The 24,133-nt window shown below is 57.4% G+C and carries 21 protein-coding genes and 1 pseudogene; 7 read left to right on the plus strand and 15 right to left on the minus strand.

Translation table 11 applies throughout. The features are described from left to right. Nucleotides 1-48: 48 nt before the first annotated feature. The gene (locus ACR0D9_RS03425) at nucleotides 49-810 is read right to left on the minus strand and encodes a DeoR/GlpR family DNA-binding transcription regulator (protein ID WP_480485869.1); all 762 of its coding nucleotides are present in this window, start codon (nucleotides 808-810) and stop codon (nucleotides 49-51) included. Between the two features lie 180 nt (nucleotides 811-990). On the opposite strand from ACR0D9_RS03425, the gene glpD reads away from it, so the two are divergent. Both glpD and ACR0D9_RS03435 read left to right on the plus strand, forming a co-directional pair. After that, the gene (gene glpD / locus ACR0D9_RS03430) at nucleotides 991-2,577 is read left to right on the plus strand and encodes a glycerol-3-phosphate dehydrogenase (protein ID WP_480537676.1); all 1,587 of its coding nucleotides are present in this window, start codon (nucleotides 991-993) and stop codon (nucleotides 2,575-2,577) included. A 195-nt stretch (nucleotides 2,578-2,772) separates the two neighbouring features. Continuing rightward, a complete protein-coding gene (locus ACR0D9_RS03435) occupies nucleotides 2,773-3,318 on the plus strand; it encodes a DUF2087 domain-containing protein (RefSeq protein WP_480537678.1) in 546 nt (181 codons plus the stop codon). A gap of 42 nt (nucleotides 3,319-3,360) precedes the next feature. Here ACR0D9_RS03435 and ACR0D9_RS03440 read toward each other — a convergent pair whose 3' ends face one another. The 11 genes from ACR0D9_RS03440 to ACR0D9_RS03490 form a co-directional block, all read right to left on the minus strand. Beyond that, nucleotides 3,361-6,498 carry an efflux RND transporter permease subunit gene (locus tag ACR0D9_RS03440; RefSeq protein WP_480485863.1) on the minus strand — a complete coding sequence of 1,046 codons (3,138 nt, stop codon included), beginning with the start codon at nucleotides 6,496-6,498 and terminating at the stop codon, nucleotides 3,361-3,363. A 3-nt stretch (nucleotides 6,499-6,501) separates the two neighbouring features. Beyond that, nucleotides 6,502-7,659: an efflux RND transporter periplasmic adaptor subunit gene (locus ACR0D9_RS03445; protein WP_480481277.1), complete on the minus strand. Its 1,158-nt coding sequence runs from the start codon at nucleotides 7,657-7,659 to the stop codon at nucleotides 6,502-6,504. A 249-nt stretch (nucleotides 7,660-7,908) separates the two neighbouring features. Next, nucleotides 7,909-9,627 (minus strand): methionine--tRNA ligase, encoded by a 1,719-nt coding sequence (gene metG, locus ACR0D9_RS03450; protein WP_480537680.1) that lies wholly within the window; start codon nucleotides 9,625-9,627, stop codon nucleotides 7,909-7,911. A gap of 206 nt (nucleotides 9,628-9,833) precedes the next feature. Continuing rightward, nucleotides 9,834-11,054 carry an MFS transporter gene (locus tag ACR0D9_RS03455; protein ID WP_480485858.1) on the minus strand — a complete coding sequence of 407 codons (1,221 nt, stop codon included), beginning with the start codon at nucleotides 11,052-11,054 and terminating at the stop codon, nucleotides 9,834-9,836. An 80-nt stretch (nucleotides 11,055-11,134) separates the two neighbouring features. Next, a complete protein-coding gene (locus ACR0D9_RS03460) occupies nucleotides 11,135-11,731 on the minus strand; it encodes a YceI family protein (protein ID WP_480537682.1) in 597 nt (198 codons plus the stop codon). Continuing rightward, nucleotides 11,728-12,942: an MFS transporter gene (locus tag ACR0D9_RS03465; RefSeq protein ID WP_480537684.1), complete on the minus strand. Its 1,215-nt coding sequence runs from the start codon at nucleotides 12,940-12,942 to the stop codon at nucleotides 11,728-11,730. Before ACR0D9_RS03465 ends, ACR0D9_RS03460 begins: the two co-directional genes overlap by 4 nt. 62 nt (nucleotides 12,943-13,004) lie before the next feature. After that, nucleotides 13,005-13,625 carry an ImuA family protein gene (locus ACR0D9_RS03470; RefSeq protein WP_480537686.1) on the minus strand — a complete coding sequence of 207 codons (621 nt, stop codon included), beginning with the start codon at nucleotides 13,623-13,625 and terminating at the stop codon, nucleotides 13,005-13,007. Between the two features lie 48 nt (nucleotides 13,626-13,673). Next, complete coding sequence (locus tag ACR0D9_RS03475; RefSeq protein ID WP_480481265.1) at nucleotides 13,674-14,255, minus strand: retropepsin-like aspartic protease family protein; 582 nt, start codon at nucleotides 14,253-14,255, stop codon at nucleotides 13,674-13,676. Between the two features lie 41 nt (nucleotides 14,256-14,296). Beyond that, nucleotides 14,297-14,917 carry a MarC family protein gene (locus ACR0D9_RS03480; RefSeq protein ID WP_480481263.1) on the minus strand — a complete coding sequence of 207 codons (621 nt, stop codon included), beginning with the start codon at nucleotides 14,915-14,917 and terminating at the stop codon, nucleotides 14,297-14,299. Then, a complete protein-coding gene (locus ACR0D9_RS03485; protein ID WP_480505449.1) occupies nucleotides 14,914-15,306 on the minus strand; it encodes an ACT domain-containing protein in 393 nt (130 codons plus the stop codon). Before ACR0D9_RS03485 ends, ACR0D9_RS03480 begins: the two co-directional genes overlap by 4 nt. Beyond that, the gene (locus ACR0D9_RS03490) at nucleotides 15,303-17,153 is read right to left on the minus strand and encodes an ABC-F family ATP-binding cassette domain-containing protein (protein ID WP_480537688.1); all 1,851 of its coding nucleotides are present in this window, start codon (nucleotides 17,151-17,153) and stop codon (nucleotides 15,303-15,305) included. The genes ACR0D9_RS03485 and ACR0D9_RS03490 overlap by 4 nt, the downstream gene beginning before the upstream one ends. Nucleotides 17,154-17,260: 107 nt before the next feature. On the opposite strand from ACR0D9_RS03490, the gene ACR0D9_RS03495 reads away from it, so the two are divergent. Then, entirely contained in the window at nucleotides 17,261-18,463 is a 1,203-nt protein-coding gene (locus tag ACR0D9_RS03495; RefSeq protein ID WP_480537690.1) for a multidrug effflux MFS transporter, read from the plus strand. 115 nt (nucleotides 18,464-18,578) lie between these two features. Next, entirely contained in the window at nucleotides 18,579-19,001 is a 423-nt protein-coding gene (gene ndk / locus ACR0D9_RS03500) for a nucleoside-diphosphate kinase (protein WP_008757405.1), read from the plus strand. 59 nt (nucleotides 19,002-19,060) lie between these two features. Here ndk and ACR0D9_RS03505 read toward each other — a convergent pair whose 3' ends face one another. Further along, the gene (locus tag ACR0D9_RS03505) at nucleotides 19,061-19,408 is read right to left on the minus strand and encodes a TfoX/Sxy family protein (RefSeq protein WP_209504134.1); all 348 of its coding nucleotides are present in this window, start codon (nucleotides 19,406-19,408) and stop codon (nucleotides 19,061-19,063) included. A 213-nt stretch (nucleotides 19,409-19,621) separates the two neighbouring features. Between ACR0D9_RS03505 and ACR0D9_RS03510 the strand changes: the two genes are divergently transcribed. The 3 genes and pseudogenes from ACR0D9_RS03510 to ACR0D9_RS03520 all read left to right on the plus strand — a co-directional run bounded on the left by ACR0D9_RS03510 (nucleotide 19,622) and on the right by ACR0D9_RS03520 (nucleotide 21,989). Continuing rightward, on the plus strand, nucleotides 19,622-21,142 hold the full coding sequence (locus tag ACR0D9_RS03510; protein WP_480537692.1) for a CHAD domain-containing protein: 1,521 nt from the start codon (nucleotides 19,622-19,624) through the stop codon (nucleotides 21,140-21,142). Nucleotides 21,143-21,145: 3 nt separating this feature from the next. After that, a pseudogene (locus tag ACR0D9_RS03515) lies at nucleotides 21,146-21,280 on the plus strand (ParA family protein); the annotation flags it as partial. A gap of 241 nt (nucleotides 21,281-21,521) precedes the next feature. After that, on the plus strand, nucleotides 21,522-21,989 hold the full coding sequence (locus ACR0D9_RS03520; RefSeq protein WP_480537694.1) for a CYTH domain-containing protein: 468 nt from the start codon (nucleotides 21,522-21,524) through the stop codon (nucleotides 21,987-21,989). Here ACR0D9_RS03520 and ACR0D9_RS03525 read toward each other — a convergent pair. Continuing rightward, on the minus strand, nucleotides 21,986-23,356 hold the full coding sequence (locus ACR0D9_RS03525) for a sensor histidine kinase (RefSeq protein ID WP_480485848.1): 1,371 nt from the start codon (nucleotides 23,354-23,356) through the stop codon (nucleotides 21,986-21,988). The genes ACR0D9_RS03520 and ACR0D9_RS03525 overlap by 4 nt on opposite strands. Beyond that, nucleotides 23,349-24,029, minus strand: coding sequence for a response regulator transcription factor (locus tag ACR0D9_RS03530; protein WP_480481243.1), 681 nt, complete (start codon nucleotides 24,027-24,029; stop codon nucleotides 23,349-23,351). The genes ACR0D9_RS03525 and ACR0D9_RS03530 overlap by 8 nt, the downstream gene beginning before the upstream one ends. Between the last annotated feature and the right edge of the window lie 104 nt (nucleotides 24,030-24,133).

The following is a 24,133-nucleotide window of genomic DNA, read 5'->3' on the forward strand; positions in this document are numbered from 1 at the left end:
GGCATCTGGCAAGCGGCGCGGTAAATTGGAGACTATTCTTAATGTCCGCTAGCTACACAGGACGATGTCCGTTTGCCATTCCTGACTGCGCAGGTGCAGATCGCCTGGTAACGGCGCATCCGTGTAAATTGCGTCGATTTCTGCCAAAGAAGTGATGCGCGCCGGAGCCGAGCGGTAAAACTTTGAATGGTCGGCAACCAGAAATGTGCGGCGTGCCTGCGCAATGATGGTCTGGCTGACTTGTACCTCCTGAAAGTCGAAGTCCAGAAGATCTCCGTCAGTGTCCAAAGCTGAACAGCCGATTACGGCAAGGTCAAATTTAAATTGCCGAATGGTCGATACGGTCAGATTTCCGATCAACCCGCCGTCGGTGCGCCGCAGAACGCCACCGGCCATGACGACCTCACAATCCGGGTTCTCAATCAGAATGTTTGCGACATTCATGTTGTTGGTCACAACCATCAGATTCTTGTGGTTCAGCAATTGCCGCGCCACGGCCTCGGTCGAGGTTCCGATGTTCATGAAGATCGATGCGCCGTCGGGGATATCGATGGCGCAAGCCTGTGCAATACGGGTCTTGGCGTCGGCGTTCAGGGCACGGCGGTCTTCATATCCTATGTTGGAAACGCCCGAGCGCAGAACCGCGCCGCCATGCACCCGATCCAGTTTACCTGCCTCGGCCAACTCGGTCAGGTCGCGCCGGATCGTCTGGACCGTGACACCAAATCTTTCGGCCAACCCGTCAACGGTGACGCGGCCTTCGGCCCCGGCAATGTCCAGAATGTCAGATTGGCGGAAAGACAGCGACATGGGTGTTTCCAGACTTGAAGTGTTTCTTTCGTTTTTGTTCTTTCTAGCCGGTTTTGCAAGAACGGCATGCGAAAATATAAGGACAGCGTTGCAAAACGAAGAAATTCGAACATAAACATTGACCATACGAAGAATGTTCTGGCAAATGCCTATCATCCATCCTGACAAGGAATCATTGGCATGCAGTCAGCGGACGTTCAGACAACGGACCTTTTTATCATCGGTGGCGGGATCAATGGTTGCGGCATCGCACGGGATGCTGCTGGCCGCGGGCTGTCAGTTGCTTTGGCAGAGATGAATGATCTGGCCTCGGCCACGTCATCAGCCTCGACAAAATTGTTTCATGGCGGGTTACGGTATCTGGAGTATTTCGAGATCCGTCTGGTGCGCGAGGCCCTGATCGAGCGTGAAACCCTGTTGCGTGCGATGCCGCATATCAGCTGGCCGATGCGCTTTGTGCTGCCCTACCACAAGGACATGCGGTTTGACTCGGAAACGCCGACCTCACGGCTGCTCAGCACGGTCATGCCGTGGATGCGGGGGCGGCGTCCGGCCTGGCTGATCCGGTTGGGTTTGTTCATGTATGACAATCTGGGTGGCCGCAAAATTCTGCCGGGCACCACATCACTGAACCTGCGATCGGCTCCGGAAGGCGTCCCGTTACAGGACAAGTTCGAAACGGCTTATGAATACTCTGATTGCTGGATCGAAGATTCACGGTTGGTGGTCCTGAATGCCCGCGACGCCGAGGCGCGCGGTGCGCAGATCATGGTGCGAACCGAGGTGATTTCGGCCGAGCGGGTGGACGACCTTTGGCAGATATCCATTCGTAATCGCAACAGCGGCGAAACCCGTCTTGTCCGGGCCAGAATGCTGATCAACGCGGGTGGCCCTTGGGTCGGTGACATCATCCAGACCAAGATCCGTGTCAACTCACGCGAGGGTGTTCGGCTTGTTCGGGGCAGCCATATTGTGACGCCCCGGCTGTATGACCATGACAAGTGCTATTTTTTTCAAGGCGAAGACGGCCGCATCATTTTCGCCATACCATACGAGCAGGATTTTACCCTGATCGGCACAACGGATCAGGATCACCCAGACCCTGACACGAAACCCGTCTGTACCGAGGCCGAGCAGGAGTATCTGTGCGCTTTCGCATCGAAGTATTTCAAGCGCGCTGTGACCCGCGAAGATGTTGTGTGGACCTATTCCGGTGTGCGGCCGCTTTATGATGACGGCGCCAGCAGTGCCACCGCCGCAACGCGGGATTACACGCTGAAGGTCGATGCGCAGGGTGGGGCGCCTGTATTGAACGTGTTTGGCGGCAAGATCACCACCTATCGACGGCTTGCGGAAAGTGCTCTGGAGAAGGTTGGTGAATTTTTTCCGAATATGCCGGGCCCCTGGACCGCCGGTGTGACGCTTCCGGGCGGTGACTTTCCGGTTGATGCTGTTGAAGCCCTGACTGATCGGCTTTTGGCCAGGTATCCGTTTCTGGGTGCCGCCTGGGCTGCACGCTTGATCAGGGCCTATGGAACCGAAGCAACAGAGGTCCTTGGCGATGCGCAGCAGCCGTCTGATCTGGGCGAGGATTTTGGCGCAACCCTGACCGCGCGGGAAGTCGCGTGGCTGATCGACAAGGAATATGCACGGACCGCCGAAGATGTCGTCTGGCGGCGCAACAAGCTGGGCTTGCGACTGAATGCCGAGCAGATCGCGCGGATCGACGGCTGGATGGCTGAACGGCTGGCCCCCGGCTCGACCTGATCCATCTTTCTATCCTCTTGGCGGGTGATGAGCGTTGTGCTAGCCGTTGGATACGGTCGGCAGACACCGAGGCGTCGCTGCTCTTACCCAGAGTGCTAAACCTGCCAGTGTATGTGAAACTATCGCAACCATCAGGGCGTTGTTTCGTCAAGTCAGCGACCAACGATCGCGCAAAACGCCCGATATGGATTTGTGATGAGCAAAACTCCTGTACCCTTGCACGCCGATGATCTGACCGGATTCGTGCGTATCCTGTCCCAACAACTTGGCGACTCCAGCCCGTCGCACCTGACCCTGATGAATATGGTCGCTCGTGCCGCCGGGTTTCAGAACGTGCAACATATGCGCGCCACCAGTGCCGCTGCCAGGCGGATCGAGGCCCGCCCGAAACAACCGGCTGCTGACATGCGCACGGTTGAGCGCACATTGCACCTGTTCGACGCACAAGGCAGACTTCGGCAATGGCCGTCAAAACGATTGGTGCAGACTTTGTCCTTGTGGGGGCTCTGGTCTGCGGTACCGGCAGCCGCGGTGCTGCAAGAGGGTGAGGTCAACGCGTGCCTCAATGCCGAACATTGTTTTGATGACCCTGCAACCCTGCGCCGGACCATGATTTCCTGTGGGCTGCTGACACGGAACCGGGATGGATCGGATTATCGCCGGGTCGAGCAGGCACCGACACCAGAGGCAAAGGTGGTGATCCACGAACTCTCTGAACGTCGGCGGGGAAGAACAGACTGACGCCAGAAAAAAGCCCCGCTGATGGGCGGGGCTTTGATCGGATCAGGCCGCTTCTTCTGAAGGGCCGGGATCGTTTTTGCTGCCTTTCAGCCACTCACGCATGCTTTGCATCAGGGCGTAGAGGACAGGCACCACGATCACGCCTACCAGCGTCGCGGCCAACATGCCACCGAACACGGCGACACCGATGGCTTTTTGGCTGGCCGCACCCGCACCATTGGCAGCCAGCAGCGGTACGACGCCTAGCAGGAAAGACAGGGCGGTCATCATGACAGCGCGGAACCGCTGATGAGCTGCCTCGACGGCAGCGTCCTTGATCGAAAGACCCTTGGCGCGCTGTTCCATTGCAAACTCGACGATCAGAATGCCGTTCTTCGAAGCAAGGCCCACCAGCATGATCATACCGATCTGCGTATAGAGGTTGATGTCACTGCCAACGATGGCAACCGCGGCCACCGCCCCGAACAGGGCCACGACCACAGACAGCAGGATCGAGACCGGCATAGTCCAGCTTTCATACTGTCCAACCAGAAACAGGTAACCGAATAGGATAGCCAGCCCCAGAATGACGATCACCAAGCTGCCGGACGCCAATTGTTGTTGTGCCGTTCCCGTCCATTCGAACGAGTATCCCGGCGGCAGAGCCGAAGCAGAGACCTCTGTCATCGCTGTGATCGCATCGCCGCTGGACAGGCCCGGCGCTGGCACCGCTGTCACCGTTGCCGACCGGAACAGGTTATGCCGCTTCAGCAGAACCGGCCCCAAAACGTTTTCCACGTCAATCAGGGTACCCAATGGCACCATGTCGCCCTTCTGTGAACGCACATAGAGGCTGGCAATGTCATCGACATTGTCGCGATAGCTGCCTTCCGCCTGGATCATTACGCGATAGACGCGACCAAACAGGTTGAAGTCGTTGACATAATACGACCCCAGCTGGGCCTGCATGGTCTGGAAGATTTCAGCCACCGAGACGTCCAGTGTCTTGGCTTTCTCGCGGTCCAGATCCACGAACAGCTGCGGAACGTTGGCACGGAATGTCGTATAGGCTTGCCCGATCTCGGGTCGTTGGTTGGCCGAATAGACAAACGACCCCACAGCCGATGCCAGATCCTGCGGTGAACCGCCACCGGTTTGCTGCACCTCCATCTCGACCCCGGCCGACATGCCGAGACCCTGAATTGGTGGCGGGTTGAAGGCAACGGTCGAGGCTGCGGTCTCATTATTCGCGATGGCCAGCACCTTAGCCAAAATGGCTTCGGCGCTCAGGTTTTCCTCCTGCCGTTCGCTCCAGTTGTCGAGGTTCACGAAGATCGCAGCGCCGTTGGTGATTGTGCCGTTCAGCAATGAGAAGCCATTGATCAGAACGGTGCTGGACACACCCGGGATCTCGCGTATCTGGTCATCAAGGCGCTTTGTCACGGCCTCGGTCCGTTCCAGCGTCGCGGCGTCAGGCAGTTGCACGTCGACAAAGAGATAGCCATTGTCTTCCAGCGGGATGAACCCGGCGGACGTGTTCGACATGATTGCCCCTGTTCCCATGCCGAGACCAACCACGATGGCCAGCGCGATAGCCGGAAAGACAAGCAGTTTGCGCACAATAGCGACATAGCAGTTACGAACGCCACCAATGAAGTTTTCGAACAGCGCAAGCAGCCCTTTGGGCGGCCCTGAGCGGGCCTTAAGGACCAGCCCGCACAGGGCAGGTGACAGTGTCAGCGCGTTGATGGACGAGATCACAACAGCGGTCGAGATCGTGACAGCGAACTGAGAGTACAACCGCCCTGAGATGCCCGGCATGAATGTCACCGGCACGAAAACCGCCAACAGAACCAGCGTGGTCGCGATGACCGGGCCTGTGATCTGCCCCATTGCCTTACGGGTGGCTTCTGCCGGGGGCAGCCCCTCATCAGCGATGATGCGCTCGACGTTTTCAACCACGACAATGGCGTCATCAACCACGATGCCGATGGCCAAAACCAGTGCGAACAGCGAGATCGTGTTCAAAGACATGCCGAAGGCCAGCAAGAAAGCAAACGTGCCAATCAGTGAGACCGGGATGGCAACCGCCGGAATGATCGTGGCACGCCAACTGCCGAGGAACACAAAAACGACCGAGATCACAAGTGTGAAGGTCAGGATCAGTGTGGAAACAACGTCATTCAACGAGGCTTCGACAAAGTCGGTCGTGTTGAAGGGGACATCATATTCGACATCCGACGGGAATGCGCGGGACAGCCGCTCCAGTTCCGCCTGCACGCGCTCTGAAACGGCGAGGGCGTTTGCGCCGGGGGCTTGATAGATGCCGATCACGGTGGCCGGCACGGACTGAAAATAACCGGACGCCGAGTAGAACTGTGCGCCAAGCTCAACCCGGGCGATGTCCCTTACGCGGACAATTGCGCCGGCATCTCCGGTACGGATCACGATGTCGCCAAATTCTTCGGCTGACGTCAGTCGACCTTTGGATTTGATCGTGTATTGAAAGGTCTGCCCTTCGGGCACAGGCGGTGCACCGATCGACCCGGCAGACACTTCGATATTCTGTTCGCGGATCGCGTTGATTACATCGCCTGGTGTGATGGACAGGGCTGCCATCTTGTCAGGGTCCATCCAGACCCGCATGGCGTATTCAAGGTTGGTCAGAACATCAGCCTTACCCACGCCTTGCACACGCGCCAGCGCATCGCGCAGGTTGATTGAGGCATAGTTGGAAAGAAACACGCTGTCATAGGTGCCATTGGGCGAGGTCAGCGTGACCAGCATCAGCATATTGGTCGACGATTTTTGTGTGACAACGCCCGAAGATGTCACTTCGGCGGGCAACGACGACATTGCCTGCGCCACCCGGTTCTGCACGTTGACCGAGGCGATATCGGGGTCGGTGCCAACTTCGAAGGTTACGTCCAACGAATACGAGCCGTTGTCAGACGATCTGGACGTCATGTAGATCATGTCGTCCACACCGTTGACCTGCGCCTCGATCGGTGCGGCAACGGTGTTTTCCACTGTCTCCGCATTTGCGCCGGTGTATTTGGTGGAGACGTTGACCACGGGCGGGGTAATGTCCGGGAACTGCGCGACCGGCAGCACCAGATAACCGATGCCACCCATGATGGTCAGCACCAGCGAGATGACAAACGCCAGCTTTGGCCGGCTGATGAACAGGGCTGAGAACATCGATTACTCTCCCGGCTGTTCAGAGGCGACGACCGCGTCAACAGCCACGCCGGGGCGGACCCGTTGCAGGCCCTCGACAATCACGCTTTCGCCTTCACGCAAACCTTCGGTAACGATGATGGCGGTACCTTCCGTGTTGCCTGTGGTGATGTATCGCTGCTCCACCATCTGTTTGTCGTTTACTACAAGCACAAAGTCACCGCGCTGGTCGCGTTGCAGCGCAGCTTGCGGCACCAGAACTTGCAAGGTCGGTTGCAACGCTTCGATCTGCACATTCACGAATGCACCGTCCAGGATCAAACGGTCGGCATTTTCGAACTGGGCGCGCATTGTGATCGCGCCGGTCAACGGGTCGATACGATTGTCAACAAATACGATCCTGCCCGTTTCATCCAGCTTTGTTCCATTTGGCAGCGTGATATGCACATTGGGGCTTTGCGGGCTGTCCGCAAGAGAAGCGGAATTTGCGCCAACGGTCTGAAGAACCGAAGTAAAGAGTTTTTCGTTGAGCGAGAAATTCACATAGATCGGCGTCTCGCTTACAATGTTCACCAGCGGCGGGTTGGTCGGGCCGACCACATCACCGACACTGGTGGTGATGCTGCCTATACGTCCATCAAAAGGCGCGTGGATCTGTGTATAGCTGAGGTCCAGTTCGGCCTGCTGGATCGCTGCATTTGCGGCCTTGACCTGAGCCTCGGCGACCAGTTCGTTGGCCCGCGCGATGTCGCGTTCGGATTCAGGTGTCGCGTCGCGCTTGTAAAGCTCTTCCTTACGCGCCAGGTCCACCTTGGCCAACTCAAGATTTGCCTCGGCCCGGTTCAGATCGGCTTTTCGGGCCTCCAATGTCGCCTCGTAAAGGTCAGGTTCGATGGTGAACAACAGGTCGCCTTCCTTGACCGTAGCCCCATCCTCGACATTCCGGCTGTTGAGAAAACCGTTCACGCGGGCCACGATATCGACCTTATTGATCGCCTGAGCGCGCCCTATGAAGGAAGCCTCGTCGGTGATTTCCTCGGTGTAGGCGGCCGCAATCGTAACTTTCGGTGCCGCCCCTTCGTCCTGTGCAGTTGCAGGTTGGGCCAGTCCCAGGGATATCAGCAATAATGCGGTGGCGATTGGATTGCGGACCTGAGTTAGAAAAGGGAAAACTTGGGACATGGCGAAAGCCTCGTGCATTTCAGAAACAATTGGTGTCCATCCCGGCGGTCACAAACGCGCGAGTCGACAAAACTTGTTTGCAGGATGGCTTGTTTGCCACGAATTCTCAAGCGCGATGAATCCCGAGGTGGTTTGCGATGACGCCAAAAATTACAGCAACTAAGCTGGTTTAGGTGTCGGCCCGTTCCGAGGTGCCGAACGAAAACAGGGGCCAACGGCCCCCGTTCGAGCTTTCGAATATCAGGGCGGTCAGCCGCGTTTACCGGCGAATTTTGCCTGCCATTCTTCGCGCTGTTCGTCTGTGATCTTGGCGAACAGAACGTCTGGCACGGTAAAGTCGTGACCCGCGGGTAGCGCGTTCAACGCTGCGGCCACGTCTTCCGGCCAGCTGGTGTCGAGCGTGTTCATGGCGCTTAGCATCTTGGCCGAGGTATCAGGGATGAACGGCGCGCTGAGCACGGCATAGAACCGGATCAGGTTCAGGCCCAGGCGTACTTGTGCAGCGGCCTGTTTGGGGTCTTCCTTGAAGGTTGACCACGGTGCCGCTGCTTGCAGGTATTCGTTGCCAGCCACCCAGATGGCACGCAGTTCCTGAGCCGACTTGCGGACATCCATTGCTTCCATATGCGCCTCGTAAGCGCGGACGCGTTTGGTGAGTTCGTCGATCAGAGCGTTCTCACGCTCGCCAAAGTCACCGCCTTCGGGCACCACCTCACCGAATTTCGAGCGGCAGAACTTGGTGATGCGGCTGACGAAGTTGCCTAGAACATCGGCCAGATCCTTGTTCACCGATTGCTGGAAGTTTTCCCACGTGAACTCGCTGTCGCTGCTTTCCGGCGCATGGCTCAGCAGCCACCACCGCCAGTAGTCGGCTGGAAGAATCTCGAGCGCCTGATCCATAAAAACGCCACGCCCCTGCGAGGTCGAGAACTGGCCGCCGTCGTAATTCAGGTAGTTGAAGGATTTCAGGTGGTCGACCATTTTCCACGGCTCGCCCGATCCCAGAATAGTGGCGGGGAAAGAAAGCGTGTGAAACGGCACATTGTCCTTGCCCATGAACTGGACATAGCGCACATCGTCCGCGCCCTTATCGGTGCGCCACCAGCGTTCCCACTCGGAATCGGGTTTCCCCGTGGAATCCGCCCATTCCTTGGCACAGGCGATGTATTCAATCGGCGCGTCGAACCAGACATAGAAGACCTTGCCTTCCATACCGGGCCAGTCCTGATCGCCTTTCTTGACCGGAACACCCCAGTCCAGATCGCGGGTGATCCCCCGGTCTTGCAACCCGTCGCCATCATGCAGCCATTTCTTGGCAATGGATGTGGTTAGGATCGGCCAGTCGGTTTTGCTGTCAATCCAGGCATCCAGCTGATCCTTCATTGCCGATTGGCGCAGATAGAGGTGCTTGGTCTCGCGCACTTCCAGATCCGTCGAGCCCGAAATGGCCGAGCGCGGCTCGATCAGGTCCGTCGGATCCAACTGCTTGGTGCAGTTTTCACACTGGTCGCCACGTGCGTTCTCGTATCCGCAATTGGGGCAGGTGCCCTCGATATAGCGGTCGGGAAGAAAGCGACCATCCGCGTTGGAGTAAATTTGCTTTTCCGTGACCTCACGGATCAACCCGGCCTCATCCAGCTTTCCGGCAAAATGTTGGGTCAGCTTTTTATTCTGCTCGCTGGATGAGCGGCCAAAGTGATCAAAGCTCATCCCAAAACGCTTGGCGATGTCGGCCTGAATTTCGTACATGTCCGCGCAATACTCGGCCACCGGCTTTCCAGCTTTGGCAGCGGCCAGTTCGGCCGGGGTGCCGTGTTCGTCTGTGGCGCACAGGAACATGACCTCGTTCCCCCGGCCACGCTGGTAGCGTGCATACAAGTCGGCAGGCAGTTGCGAGCCGATCAGATTGCCGAGATGCTTGATCCCATTGATGTAAGGGATCGCCGAAGTGATGAGAATCCGAGCCATATTCCGTTTCCGCATATCTAACTGCGCGTTCGTCTAACCTAAGTCACCGCTCAGCAAAAGCCCGGTTTCGTAGATGACTGGAATAACTCTGATTTGTAACGCGCGCCTGATGGGACGACCAAGCCGCCGATGGCCGTTGTAATACTGTCAGACTGTGGTCAGCCAATACGCAGACTCTGCGCAATGCAGGGCTGCGGGTCCGCTTTTCATTCCTCGCGGGCGCGTTTCAGCAACCTTCCGACCGTAAAGGATGTACGTGGTGCGTAGACGTAATTGGTTCTTTCCGCGGGTGTCGGACGCGACCGCATCCGGGCCAGGCCGAAGCCGATCAGGAATACGTGGCCGACCGCAACAAATGCAAACAGCGCGCTGGGGCCGAAATCCTGGATCAGTGTTGACGTGATATAGGGTGACGCAATAGCCCCCAGCGCGTACCAGAACATCAAGGCGGCAGACAACTCGACCCTTTGTTCGGTTGTCGCAAAATCGTTGGCATGTGCGGATGATACTGAAAAGATCGGGAATGTCGTGAACCCAAAAAGCGCCGCTGCAAGCATGACACCGACGGTTCCCGTGTCGCTTGCCGCCATTGTGACCCCGCAGCTTAGTACCGCCGCGACCGAAAGCCAGATCAAGACCCAGCGCCGGTCGTATTTGTCCGCGAGCCATCCCATCGGATACTGCGCCAGCGCCCCGCCCAGAACGAAAGAGGCGAGGAAGAAGGCGATTTGATCCACTCCCAACCCGACTTCCTGACCGTAGACGGGCCCGACCATTCGGAAAGATGCTGAACTGAGTGCCGAAACAATGACGCCCGCAACGGCCAACGGCGAACTGTGCCATGCCAGTTTCGGGCGCAGGCGCGGGGCGTCGGGCGTCTTCGGCTGACTTGCGCGTGTCAGTGTCAGCGGCAGCAATGAGGCGCAGCAAAGGATCGCCAAGAGGTTATAGGAAACATACGAGGCGGGTGGCAGGACGGCGATGATCAACTGAGCACTCAGCGAGGCACCCATATCGACGATGCGATAGGTGCCCATGGCTCGTCCACGTGTCTCATTGGTCACTTTTGCATTCAGCCAGGCTTCGATGACGGTGTAACTACCTGCCACACATGTGCCCGAGGCGATGCGCAACGCCGCCCATACATAAGGATTGTCTGTCAGGGTGTGCCCGATCAACCCCATCGCGCCCAGCGCTGTGCATACGGCAAATGCGCGGGAATGCCCGACACTGCCCATCAGACGCGGCGCCCACCAGCAACCTATGAAAAAGCCAAGGAAATGCGCTGAACCCAGCATACCGATCTGTTCGGTCGAAAAGCTTAAGGTGATCCCGGAAATGGCATCAAGTGGCCCGACGCCGCCCGTTGAAAGCTGAAGCAGAATGACCGAAAGAAACAGGGCGGCAAATGAAATTATCGTGCGCATGGTTTTCTCAGATAGGCGGCGTCACCGGACAATGCGCGCAACTATTCGACTTTATCCAGTCGTTTTTTGCTTTTTGTCGATTAGGTTGCACGAATGATCTCGGCACGTATGTCCAGTCCGACGTTTTGTCCTACCAGATCGGGATAACCCGAGGCACCGAAATCGTGCCGGTTCAATGTCCCGGTCAAACCTATGGACAGGCGGTTGAGGTCGTTCGCGGCTGTTCCGGGCTGGCGGTATAGGTTGGCATCCAAAGTTATGGGGTGCGTCACATCTCGGATACTCAGTTCCCCCGTGACACGAGCACCATTCGACATGCGCCCATCGGCCCCCAATTGAATGTCAGTCGATACGAATTGAATTGTCGGGTAGGTTTCGGCGCCCAAAACACCGGGGCCGAGCATCGGCATGCGGGCAAAGGGCAAGCGTGTTCTGGCCTTGTTGACATCCAGCACCACCGTGACCCGGCTGTTTTGCAGGCGGTGCATGTCAATCTGTACGTCCGCCTGCCGGATCGGCATTGATCCGGTCTGAGGGATACCTGACAGATCAAAGGTAAAACCAACCACGGTGGCTTTCGTTGACAAAATGTATGGCTGCAACGCGGCTTGCACCGTACGGGCCAAAGGCAGAGCCACCATCCCTGCAAGCACCAAGCGGCGGGTCAGGTGTGTCACGCCATGACCGTGTCCCGTCTGGGGCGGGATCTTTTGATCAACATCAGAACGATGGCAATGTTCAAACCGTTCCAAAGAATTCCGTTGACGAAGGCCAGTTGGTAACTTCCGGTGACATCGTAAATCCAGCCTGACATCCATCCGCCAAGCGCCATGCCAAGGATGGTCATCATCAGGACGAATCCGACCCGCGCCCCGGCGTCCTGCGGCGGCATGTATTCACGGACAACCAAAGCGTAGCTGGGCACGATGCCACCCTGTGCCAGACCGAACAGCAAGCTGATCACATAAAGTGAGACCATCCCGTCATATGGCAGGAACAGGAACAGGGCGATGCACTGCAAGACTGAGCCGATCAAGAGCGTCATGACGCCGCCCAGACGGTCGGCCAACAGGCCCGAGAGAATACGGCTGGCGACGCCACCTAGCAGCATCAGCGATAGCATTTCGGCCCCCACTGCGGGGCCGTATCCCAGCCCGACGCAATACGACACGATATGGACCTGTGGCATGGACATCGCTACGCAGCATCCAATACCAGCCAGGCCAAGGATGTACTGTAACACGCGTGGTGAAACGCCGACAGTGCGCGCGTTGATCCGGGCTGTGGCCGCGGCTGTGCTGTGTGCTTCGACCGGGACCTGACGACGCAACAGCAAGGACAGGGGGATGACAACCAGCAGCGTCAATAGCGCCAATGTCAGGTAGACCTGTTGCCAGCCATCCCGTAACAGAATGCCGGACAGCAGGGTGGGCCAGATTGCGCCAGAGATATAGTTTCCGCTGGCCACCAATGCGACGGCGAACCCACGCCGCTTCATGAACCAGTGCGAGATATCGGCGATCAAGGGACCAAACCCGATCGACGTTCCCAGCCCGACCAGCAGATGCGCCGCAGATAGTAGTGTTATATTCGGGGCCAGCGTTGCCAATAGATAGCTGAAGGCGCTTAATACAGCGGCGCCGATCAGGGCGCGTGTCACGCCCAGCCGGTCCACCAGTTGTCCTAGCCACATATTGCCCAGCGCAAATCCGATCATCGTAAGCGTATATGGCATCGAGGCTTCGGCGCGACTGGCGCCGAATTCTGCTTCGACAGTAGGCATGACCACGATGACCGCCCACATCCCTACATTCGCCACAGTTGCGATGGCGAGCGTGATCAGAAGGCGAATCCAGGAATAGCGGCTGTCATGGATCGGATGGCTCATGCGGCGACGCTAGGGTGCGATCCGGAGTTTGGCGAGTCACATCTTGCGTGATCCTTGCGGCTTCACGTCAGAATGTCCTCTGTTTCAATGCGTTTCAGGTGCAGACCGGTGCGGGCAGCAGTCTGAGTGGCCTGCCAGCTGACCGGGGGCAGGGCGCGGGCGCGGCGGCGGGTCAGGGTCCAGTGTCTGGTATCCCCCTGATGGGCGGCGGCCATGTGCCAGCGTGTCTCAACCCCTTGTGCGCCGCCATCACCGGGCGTCAGCAGCAAGCCAAGCGGGGCTTGGCCCATCGTACCGCCTTGTTCTGCGGCCAGATGCATCCGCCGCACCGGCGTCAGCCCCGGCGCGCCGGGCAGGTCGCCTATGATCAGCGGGATGGCCCCGCTGCGCAGCGCCTCTTCAATACACCATAGCAGATCTTCGGCGCGGGTGGGGTGGACGAACAGAAAACGCGCCGGATCAGCAAAGGCCATCATTCCGTCGGGGTTCAGTTGGGCGGGCTCCCACGCGGGGGAAATCCACAGCACGGGACCCTGTGTCTGACCGGCCAGCCAGATGGCAAAGCTGCGTCGGGCGGGGCCGCAAGCCTCGTGCACGCGACCCGGTTGCAGGGTGATCTGCGAATGGAGATTTATCCCCGGGATCTGACGTGCAGGTTTGGGACCAAGAAGCTGAGCAGACATGCCCGCAAGCTATCATGTTCCACTTTTGTTCTCAAGAGGTGAGGAGCATCAACGGGACAGGATCAGCTTGCCATCCGCAAACTGAATGCTTGAAAAACGGTGCAGATATTCCATCCCCAAAAGAGACTTATCCAGTTCGCCCTCGTTGACCCAGGCCGAAACGTTCTGATCCGTAATGGGTCCTATCGTCAGGGTCTCAAGCCGCACCGGCGCGGTACGCACCTCACCGTTTGCAGTCAAGGCGCGCCCGAAATAGTTCAGCTGATCGGGATCAATGCCTGCCCGTTTGGCATCCCGCGCGTTCAACACGATCTGGCTGGCACCGGTGTCGACAAGAAAGGTGATCAGCTCACCATTCACCAGAACCGGAAGGTAATAATGGCCATCATAAGCGCGGGGAACCTCAACCGAGTTACCGGTGACACTCATCTGCGGCGCGGGAGCGACCGAGGAACGAATATCCTCCCACAGACCGACCAGTGCAATGACCCCGACAAAAATGAACACCCATGCCATGACCTGCTGAAACGTCTTGCCAAGCGACTGCCGATTATGCGTGACAAACCACATCAGCAGCGCCGCCCCCAGCAGGGCCAGATAGATCAGGCGTCCAATATCGAAACTGTCCATGCGGTTCCCGGAAATCCCCTTAACCTTGTTAATATGGGGGCTTAAGATGCGAATCCAAAGGCCTTGAGGCCATCAAGAATAAACTGAACAGATAATGCAGCCAGCAGCATCCCAAGAAGCCGGGTCAACACGTTCAGCCCGGTTTTCCCCAAAAGCCGTGCCACGGCCCCGGATGTAAGATACATCACAAAAACCATTGCCAGAACGACCAGCATAACGCCGATGACAACCGCCAGACCCTGAATGCCGGGATGTTGACCGGCCAGCAGGATCATGGTGGCAATCGCACCGGGTCCTGCAATCAGTGGGATGCCCAGCGGAAACACCGACGGGTCCGGATGTTCTTCTTCTTCGGCACTGTTTTCACGACGTTTGGTCCGGCGTTCAAACAGCATGTCGAGCGCGGTCAGAAACAGAAGAACACCTCCCGCAACGCGAAACGCCTCCATCGAGATGCCGACAAAACCCAGCAACGCTTCGCCAAAGGCCGCGAACATGGCCAGAATGCCGCCTGCCGTCAGGCATGCGCGTATCGCGACAGAGCGGCGCGTGTGCCAATCCATGTTCTGGGTCAGGGCCACAAAAATCGGCGTTTGCGCCGGTGGATCAAGAACCACGAAAAGCGTTGTGAACGCAGTGATCAGAAATGCGGTGTCAATCACTCTTTGCTACTCTGTTGCAGATGTTTCAAAATTTTTAGGGCGTCTTCGGCCCGTCCGGAGGGAACATAAACATGATCGTGGTGATAGCCCGCAACCATGTTCGCCGGAATTCCGGCCTGTGCCAACACCTCTGAGACCGCAGCGGTCAGACCCACGCCTTCGAGCGAGGAGTGCACTTGAAGCGTGATACAACGCATAGCAACCGCCTCTTTTGGTGCGCAATGGAACGGAACGATTAAAGACAGACCTTCGGCCTCGACATAACTGGCGCGTGTCCCGTCGGGCCAGTCCATATCTTCGGGCCAGACCACAAATGCGAATTCGTCGGGTTGAATTTCGGGGTGCATTCCCGCGATCATCGCTTTGGTTTCAACAACGGGATCGCTCATACCGTTTCTGCCTGTTCCAGTCGCTCGGCAGCGGCGATCCAAAGCGCTTCTGCTTTTTGCATGGCCTCGACCACCTCGGCGAATTTGCGGTTCCAGGTTTCCAGATCGTTGATCTTGTCGTCCTCGTATAAAGCCGGGTCGGCCAGTTTTGCCGCGAGCTTGTCGTGCATCTCTGTCAGTTTCTCGACCCGGTCCTCGCATTTGCGCAGGTCCGCCCGCAGTGCCAGCATGGTATCGCGCGAGGTACGTTTGGGCTTCTCTGTTTGCGGCTTTTCTTTCACCGGCTTGTCACGCGCCAGCAAAAGGGCCCGGTAGGATTCAAGGTCACCGTCATAAGATTTGACCGTACCGTCCGAGACCAGCCACAACCGATCGGCAACAAGCGACAGAAGGTGCATGTCGTGGCTGACCAGCACGACAGCGCCGGAATAGGCGGTCAGTGCTTCGACCAGCGCCTCACGGCTTTCGATATCCAGATGGTTCGTCGGTTCATCGAGGATCAGCATATGCGGTGCGTCGATGGTGGCCAGCAGCAGCGACAGGCGTGCTTTTTGCCCACCCGACAGGCGGCCAACCTCGGTTTCCGCCTGAGCTGCGTTCAGGCCGAACCCCGCCAAACGCGAGCGCCACTTGCCAGGCGCCTCGTCCGGGCGCAGGCGGCGCAGGTGGTCCAGTGGCGTTTCGTTCACATAAAGCTCGTCCACCTGATGCTGAGCGAAATACCCGATGCGCAGCTTGTTGCTGCGGGCCATCTTACCCGCCATGAGGGGCAGGCGGTCTGACAACAGTTTGGACAGGGTAGATTTGCCCTGACCGTTCTTGCCCAACAGCGCGATACGGTCATCCTGATCGATGCGCAGGTTCAAGCGGCGCAGTACTTCGATCTCGCCATAGCCGGTGACACCACCTTCGATCTGGATGATCGGCGGCGACAGTTCCTCGGGTTCGGGGAAGGAAAACGCGCGCAGCGCGGCCTCTTGCGGGGTTGAGACCAACTGGATGCGTTCGATCATTTTCAGGCGCGATTGGGCCTGAACGGCCTTGGATGCCTTATATCGAAACCGATCCACGAAGCTCTGCAAATGAGCGATGCGGGCCTTTGCCTTTGCATTCTCTGATTCCGCCTGCGCTAGACGTTCCGCCCGCCGTTCGGCGAACTTGTCATAAGGCACGGCGTAATAGGTGAGTTTGCGATCCTCCAGATGCAGGATCGACCCTACGGCACGGTTCAACAGGCCCCGGTCATGGCTGATGATTATGACCGTGTGCGGATATTTCGCCAGATAGCTTTCCAGCCACAGCGCGCCTTCGAGGTCCAGATAGTTGGTCGGTTCGTCCAACAGCAACAAATCCGGCTGCGAGAACAAAACCGCCGCCAAGGCCACGCGCATCCGCCAACCGCCCGAGAAATCCGAGCAGGGGCGCAACTGGTCTGCGTCGTCAAACCCCAACCCCTTGAGGATCGAGGCCGCGCGGGCCTCGGCCGACCAGGCGTCGATATCGGCCAGCCGCGTCTGGATTTCGGCAATTCGCGTGGGATCCGTTGCGTTGCCAGCCTCGGCCATCAGGGCGTTGCGCTCGGTATCAGCGGCCAGAACAGTGTCGATCAGCGAAACATTGGACGAGGGGACCTCTTGCGCGACCCCGCCAATGCGGGCGCGCTTGGGGACCGAAATATTGCCCGATTCCAGCGCCAGTTCCCCGCGGATCAGGCGAAAAAGCGTGGTCTTTCCCGTGCCATTTCGGCCCACAAGGCCAACCTTGTGACCGTCTGGTATGGTTGCGCTGGCGCCATCAAACAATGGGCGGCCTTCAACGGCATAGGTGATGTCTTCGATCCGTAACATGGGGCGCTCTTAGCAGAGGTGTGATGCCGCCGCCAGCGGCTTGGCGTTTTCAAGCGTCAAGCAATGTGTTAGCGCTGTCTCGTTTGCTTTTTGAAACGGTTTTCCACATGCGCGCGGCCCGGACGCCTCCATCCCTGATCACGTTGATCTTTGCTACGGCGCTGTCTGTACTGACGCTCAACATGTTCCTGCCGTCGCTGGCACATATGAGTGAAGATTTCGCTGTGGATTACGGTCTGATGAACCTGTCGGTCGCGGGGTATCTGGCGGTTTCGGCAGTATTGCAACTGATTATGGGCCCTTTATCGGATCGCTTTGGTCGCAGGCCTATCCTTTTGATTTGTATATCAATATTTGTCCTTGCGTCGATCGGATGCACATTGGCTGGATCGATCTGGGTTTTTCTTGGCTTCCGTCTGCTTCAGGCTGCTGTTGTCGCGGGCTCGGTCCTGTCCAGCGCATCGATCAGAGACCGTTACGCACCGAATGAGGCGGCAAGCAAACTCGGTTACGTCGCGATGGCCATGGCTTTGGCCCCGATGCTTGGGCCGATGTTGGGTGGGGCGCTGGATATGCTTTTCGGTTGGCGCTCGGGGTTTGTCCTGTACTCGTTGCTTGGGGCAGGGTTGCTGGTGCTGCTTTGGTTCGACATGGGCGAGACCAACACCAACCGCTCGTCCACATTTGGTGCCCAACTGCGCGAGTATCCCCATCTGTTCCGTGCCCGCAGGTTCTGGGGCTATGCCTTATGCGCAGCGTTTTCGATTGGAGGGTTCTACAGCTTTATCACCGGTGCGCCGCTGGTTGCTGCAGCGTGGTTCGACCTGAGCCCTGCAATGCTGGGGCTGGGGATTGGCATCATCACCGGCGGGTTCATGGTTGGCAATTTTGTCACCGGTCAGATTGCGGCCCGGACGCGCCTGACGACAATGATCTTGTCAGGGCGGATCGTGGCCTCGACCGGGCCGTTTTGTGGATTGATGCTGTTTCTCGCTGATCTGGGATCGGTCTGGGTCTTCTTCGGCTCGGCAATCTGTGTCGGCTTTGGCAACGGTTTGACCAATGCCAATGCCGCGGCTGGCGTCATGTCAGTCCGCCCCGGACTGGCAGGAAGCGCGGCAGGGCTGTCGGGGGCAATGATCGTGGCTTTGGGCGCTGTTCTGACCTCAATGACCGGCGCGTTCGTTAGCCCCGAAAATGGGCCGTATCTGGTACTGGGCATGATGTGGGCGTGTAGCTTTGCTGGCTTACTGGCGGTGCTTTACGTCCGTCGACTGGACCGCGTCGACCCTTTGCCGGACACAATCTGAATTGCAAAGCCACGGGCAAGGCATCATTACACTTTTCATGGGCCAAAGTCCGTGATACCCGGCGCGCGATGGATTTCGGCGCGGGTCCCGCGTCACATTATAAGGAGAGGCCGACATGGCACTGGAACGCACATTCTCGATCATCAAACCCGATGCAACCCGCCGCAACCTGACCGGCAAGATCAACGCCAAGTTCGAAGAAGCTGGCCTGCGCATTGTGGCGCAAAAGCGCATTCACATGACCAAAGCTCAGGCTGGCAAGTTCTATGACGTTCATGCCGAACGTCCGTTCTATGACGAACTGTGCGAATTCATGTCGTCGGCTCCGGTTGTTGTTCAGGTTCTGGAAGGCGAAGGTGCCATTGCAAAGAACCGTGAAGTCATGGGCGCAACCAACCCTGCGGACGCAGCCCCCGGCACCATTCGCGCCGAGTTCGCGGAATCGGTCGGTGAAAACTCGGTCCACGGTTCGGACGCTCCGGAAACCGCAGCTGTTGAAATCGCATATTTCTTCTCGGGCATTGAGCTGGTCGGCTAAGCCACAGCCATTGCTGACAGATTGGGGCCGCATCCTTGGTTGGGTGCGGCCTCATTCGTTCAGACCTGCTTTAGGTCCTTTGGTGCAACACGAACTCCGATAGCGTCCAGATCTGCAATCATCTGATTTTCCGGAGCAGCCCCGTTACCGGCTTTGATTGCGTCGAACCTTTCGCGCAGAGCTTTTTTCTCGTCGCCCTTGCAGTCGTTCCACGGGCGGCCCTGCAATCCCATCACCAAAACATAGTATCCGATGAAATGTGCCCTGGTGCCGGCGCGCAACAGGCGAGCATAGGCTTCGTCCGGCCCCAGTTCACGCAGCGCCTCGGCCGAGTGAATACCAGCACGGGCGCAGGCCTGTTCAAAGGCGGGGCCAAGGTTTCGGATTGAAGATACTGGTTCGCTCATAGCGGTGTCTTACTTCGGCGCCCGGGGCCTGTCACCCCGTGAATACACTCGGTCGCAGTCATAATGCCTTGATGTCCTTTCGGGTTCCGCCGAGACTGAACAAGAAAACCCTGAATTGCGTTGGGGCAGCCCACCAAACAAAGGGGCGGGCGCGCAAATGACCGTTGAGAAACCCGTAAACGGGTTTCTGAAATTGAACTGGAAAGGCGTATCATGACCAGATCGTCAGGCGATCAGTTCATTTTCCCAGCGAGGATTGACGAAACGGCTCTGGCAAATGCCATTGCCGGGTTTTCCCAAGAAGTTTCACCCGGTAGCCCCGTCAAAGCTTTCGCATTGCTCGATTGTCACGATCAGTCATTGCGCGCCTCGGGTCGTGCTTTGATCGATACCGGCGGGGTGTTGCACCTGCTGCGGAAGGATCACGGACCTTTGTCTCAGCAATACTCGGGGCATCTGCGATTTGTGCGGGACTTGTCAGAAGGGCCGGTTCAAAAGGCGCTGAGCGACTTTCCTGAACTGCGGGCGCTGACGCGGATCGGTGTTGGAGAGATCAGGGTTCAGACCTTTGCCGTACTAGATGACCTGCAAAAGACAAAAGTCAGGGGAACTTTAACGTACATGTCGACGCCATCAGGGCAGGCGACCATTGTACGAATTCAGAAGTTGCGTGGGTACAAGAAGGCTTATCAGTTGGTCTGTTCCTCTATCGCCAGCATTACGGGCAGTGTTCATGATATTGAAACGCTCTATTCCAGCCTGATTCCAGACATGGTTCCCTATCAGGCCAAGCCTGAAATAAAGTTTGGTCAAGCGGATCCTTCCATCGAAGTCGCTGCGAAAATCATTCAAACATATCTGCGGGTTGCGCGGCAAAACGAAGAGGGTGTGATCGCTGACATCGACACCGAGTTTTTGCACGATTACCGAGTATCGTTGCGCAAGATCAGGTCGGTGATCAGCCTGTTCAAGGGCGTGTTGTCCGAGTCTCAGACGACCGAGCTGAAGCGGGTCTTTTCCGACCTCATGACCCGTACCGGACCTCTGCGCGATTTGGATGTCTATCTTCTGGAAAAAGACAAGTATTTCAATCTTATCCCGCCGAACCTTCACGTGGGATTGTCCGAGATGTTTGATCAGTTGCAAACGGAACGTGCACAAGAGCAACTGCGCCTGTCACGCTGGTTGCACAGCGCCGACTACACGACGACCATGACCGACCTGACCGCACTGTTTGCAAGTCCGGACCACTTGGACCTTGGGCCAAACGCGCATCTCGGTGCGTATGACTATGCCTGCGCGCTGATCTGGAAGCGCTATCGCAAGGTGTGCAAACTGGCGCGCGGCATAAGCGACGATAAACCAGACAGGACGGTGCATGACCTTCGTATCGAATGCAAAAAACTAAGATATCTGATGGAATTGTTTGACCCTCTATTCGATTGGAATGGTTTGAGAATGATCCTTAAGCCGTTGAAAAAACTCCAGGATAGTCTTGGCTTGTTCAACGACTATTCTGTTCAGCAAGATGCGTTGCTGACCTTTGTAGCGTCGCGCGCCGATACGCAAGGCCGCGTGGATGCGCAGATCGGTTTGTCCGTGGGCGGGCTAATCGCTGTGCTTGATCAACGCAAGAAGACCGAACGAATGCGTGTTGTCGCAAGTTTTCATCAGTTCGACGGGCAAGACGTACGACACATGTTCCGTAGCCAGTTTCACCACAAAGTGGGATAAGGAATGAGGATCATTGCCTGTTACAGCAACAAGGGCGGTGTCGGAAAAACCGCGACTTCGGTGAACCTTGCCTATGTCTGTGTGCAAACCGGTCGGCAGGTTTTGCTGTGCAATCGCGATTCTGGGGGTGCGTCTGGGGTCTGTTTTCGAGCCGCCGATGAGATCGTTGTTCCCGTCAGTCGCACAACCTTGACCGAGCGGTTATTTGGTCAACCGGTTAGCATTTTCGACAAACACAATATGCATCAGATAAGCTGCGGGCGTTCTTTTCAATGGCGCAGCATCGGGCCTTTGCCAGTACTTACGCAGATCGCGGCGCGGCTGGTACGGCATATCGGGTGCTGTTTGATAAGCTGGAAGATTGAGTGGGGGCGCTCCGATGAGCACAGAAATAGAGCGCAAGTTTCTGGTGGCAAATTTACCGGACTTGAGCCGTGCAGAAAAAGCAGTGGTGCGTCAGGGGTACCTCACCGCGCCGGAGGACTCGACCGAATTGCGTCTGCGGCAAAAGAACGATGTGTTTTTCCTGACCTTAAAAGGAGGCGGTGATCTTGTACGTGTTGAGCGTGAGACAGAGATAACCCGGGACCAGTTTGAAACCTTCTGGCCGGAAACTCGAGGACGCCGGGTCGAGAAGGTACGTTACATGGATCAAATGCCGGACGGCCACCAGTTCGAGCTGGATGTTTTCTCAGGCGGCCTGGAACCCCTGTGTTTGGTTGAAGTTGAATTCCATACCAGTGAAGCCGCAAATGCCTATGTCCCACCGGATTGGTTCGGTGCGGATGTCACCGAGGATAAACGTTATAAAAACATGATATTGGCGGTAAACGGACTGCCGGGTTAACTCTGAATTGCCAGATTGATCGTGGTTTCCAAACCTGGGTTGCAGTTTCGGGCTGCGAATGTCCCGCCATGCATATGAGAAATCGCGGCAACCAGCGCGAGCCCCAATCCCGCATTGCGTTCCGTGCGCGCCGGATCAAGCGTGACGAACGGAAGCTGAAGGCGATCCAACTCTCCGGGCGGAACACCCGGACCACGGTCCCGAACCTGCAATTGGGCAAATCCGTCCTCGGTACCGATTGAGATCGTGATTGTGGTATTTGCCGGTGCGTAGCGCATAGCGTTTTCCAGCAGATTGGAAAGAGCCTGCGAGAGGAGGGGCCGGTGCCCCTGAATTGCGGGGGCAGAGCCTATAACCTCAAGACGGACGTCCTGATCCGCGGCCACCGGATCATAAAGCTCCACGACATCGCCAACCAGTTGCTGCAAGTCAATGTCTTCGAATTGCTCGCGCCCCAGACCGGCCTCGGCCCGCGATATCTCGGTAAGCTGCCCCAAGACCCGCAAAACATGGTCGATTTCTCCCGTTGCCCGCGCAATGTCGATCTCGCGATCCAGATCGCTTTTGCCGGGCTCGGAAAGGGATTCGACCCGTTGGCGAAGGCGGGACAGAGGAGAGCGCAAATCATGTGCGATAGAGTTCGAGGTGGTGCGCAGATTACTGACCAGCTCTTCGATCCTGTCGAGCATGTTGTTCAACGTGCCAGAGACCTGATCGAACTCGTCCCCGGTTCCGCGTAGGGGCATCCTTTTGGAAAGATCGCCAGAAACGATGTTTTCGGCTGTGCTTGCGATGTCTGACAGGCGTGAAAATACCAGGCGTGTGAACAGCCAGCCGGTGATCACGCTCAGAACAAATGCTATCCCTAGCGCCAGTGCCAGAGATCGGAACAATACACGGTCGAATTGTTGACGGGCCGCCGCATCCCGTCCCACAAGAAGGCGTTCGCCACCGGGCAGGCGGATCGATGCCGCCGAGATAGGCACCAGTTGGTCATTGTCAGCCCTGCGCAACTCAAGGTCGACCCAACCGCTTCCGGCGGTCACATTGACCGGCCAGGTTTTCAGGTTACCCACAAGCTTGACGCCTTGCCGATCCGCCAGAAGATACAGCGCGTCTCGGTCGGGCGCGCTTGGAAGACGGCGTTCGATCGCTGTGATCAGCCCGATCAGCCCGCGCCGTTCATATTCATCTGCAAGCCCGGTCAGTTCGGCGGACACGACTGATCGGGTCTCGGATTCGATGCTTCTGTTGGCCGTCACATAGACCAATGCCAGCACGGACGCGGTCAGGAACGTGCTTAGCACCATGCTGGTGGCGACAAGTCTTGTTCGTGAATTATTAAGGGAAAGCCGAAGGTTATCCATCGGACATCATGTAACCTGCTCCGCGAACAGTTTCAATCAAAGGTGTGTCTCCGCCTTCATCCAACTGGCGGCGCAGCTTTGAGATGTGAACATCCACAACGTTGGTGTTCGGGTCGAAATGATAATCCCAGACGCCCTCAAGCAGCATGGTACGCGACACGACACGGTTCTTGCGGCGCAGGAAGAATTCAAGAATCTGGAATTCACGGGGCGTCAGCGTGATCTCATGGCCGTCCCGCGTAACCTTGCGGGTCAGAAGATCCATTTCAAGATCCTTGCAGGTCAGAGTCGGCGTTTCCTCGGATTCTTGCGGACGTCGTAACAGGGCTTCGATCCGTGCATGAAGTTCCTGAAATGAGAAGGGCTTGACCAGATAATCGTCGGCGCCTGACCGCAATCCTTTGACGCGCTCGTCTACTGCGCTCATGGCCGTCAACATCAAGACAGGTGTTTTCAACCCTGCTGCACGCAGGGATTTGATCAGCGACAGCCCGTCCAGACCGGGAAGCATCCTGTCCAGAACAATGGCGTCAAACCCGCCATCCGTGGCGTGGTACAATCCTTCGCGGCCATCAGCAGCCGTTTCGACCACATAGCCCTCTTCGCCAAACCCTTTGGCAATGAAATCCCTGGTGTCAGTGTCATCTTCGACGATCAACAGACGGCGGCTCATGATGTGGTTCCTTTCCCTAAGGATTTAAACACAAAATTCAAACAAAGCATATGGTTTGCTGACGATCTTGCCGGGTGCTGGGCACGCACCCGGCAAGCCCGACG

This window comes from Ruegeria sp. AK11 (assembly GCF_056541095.1).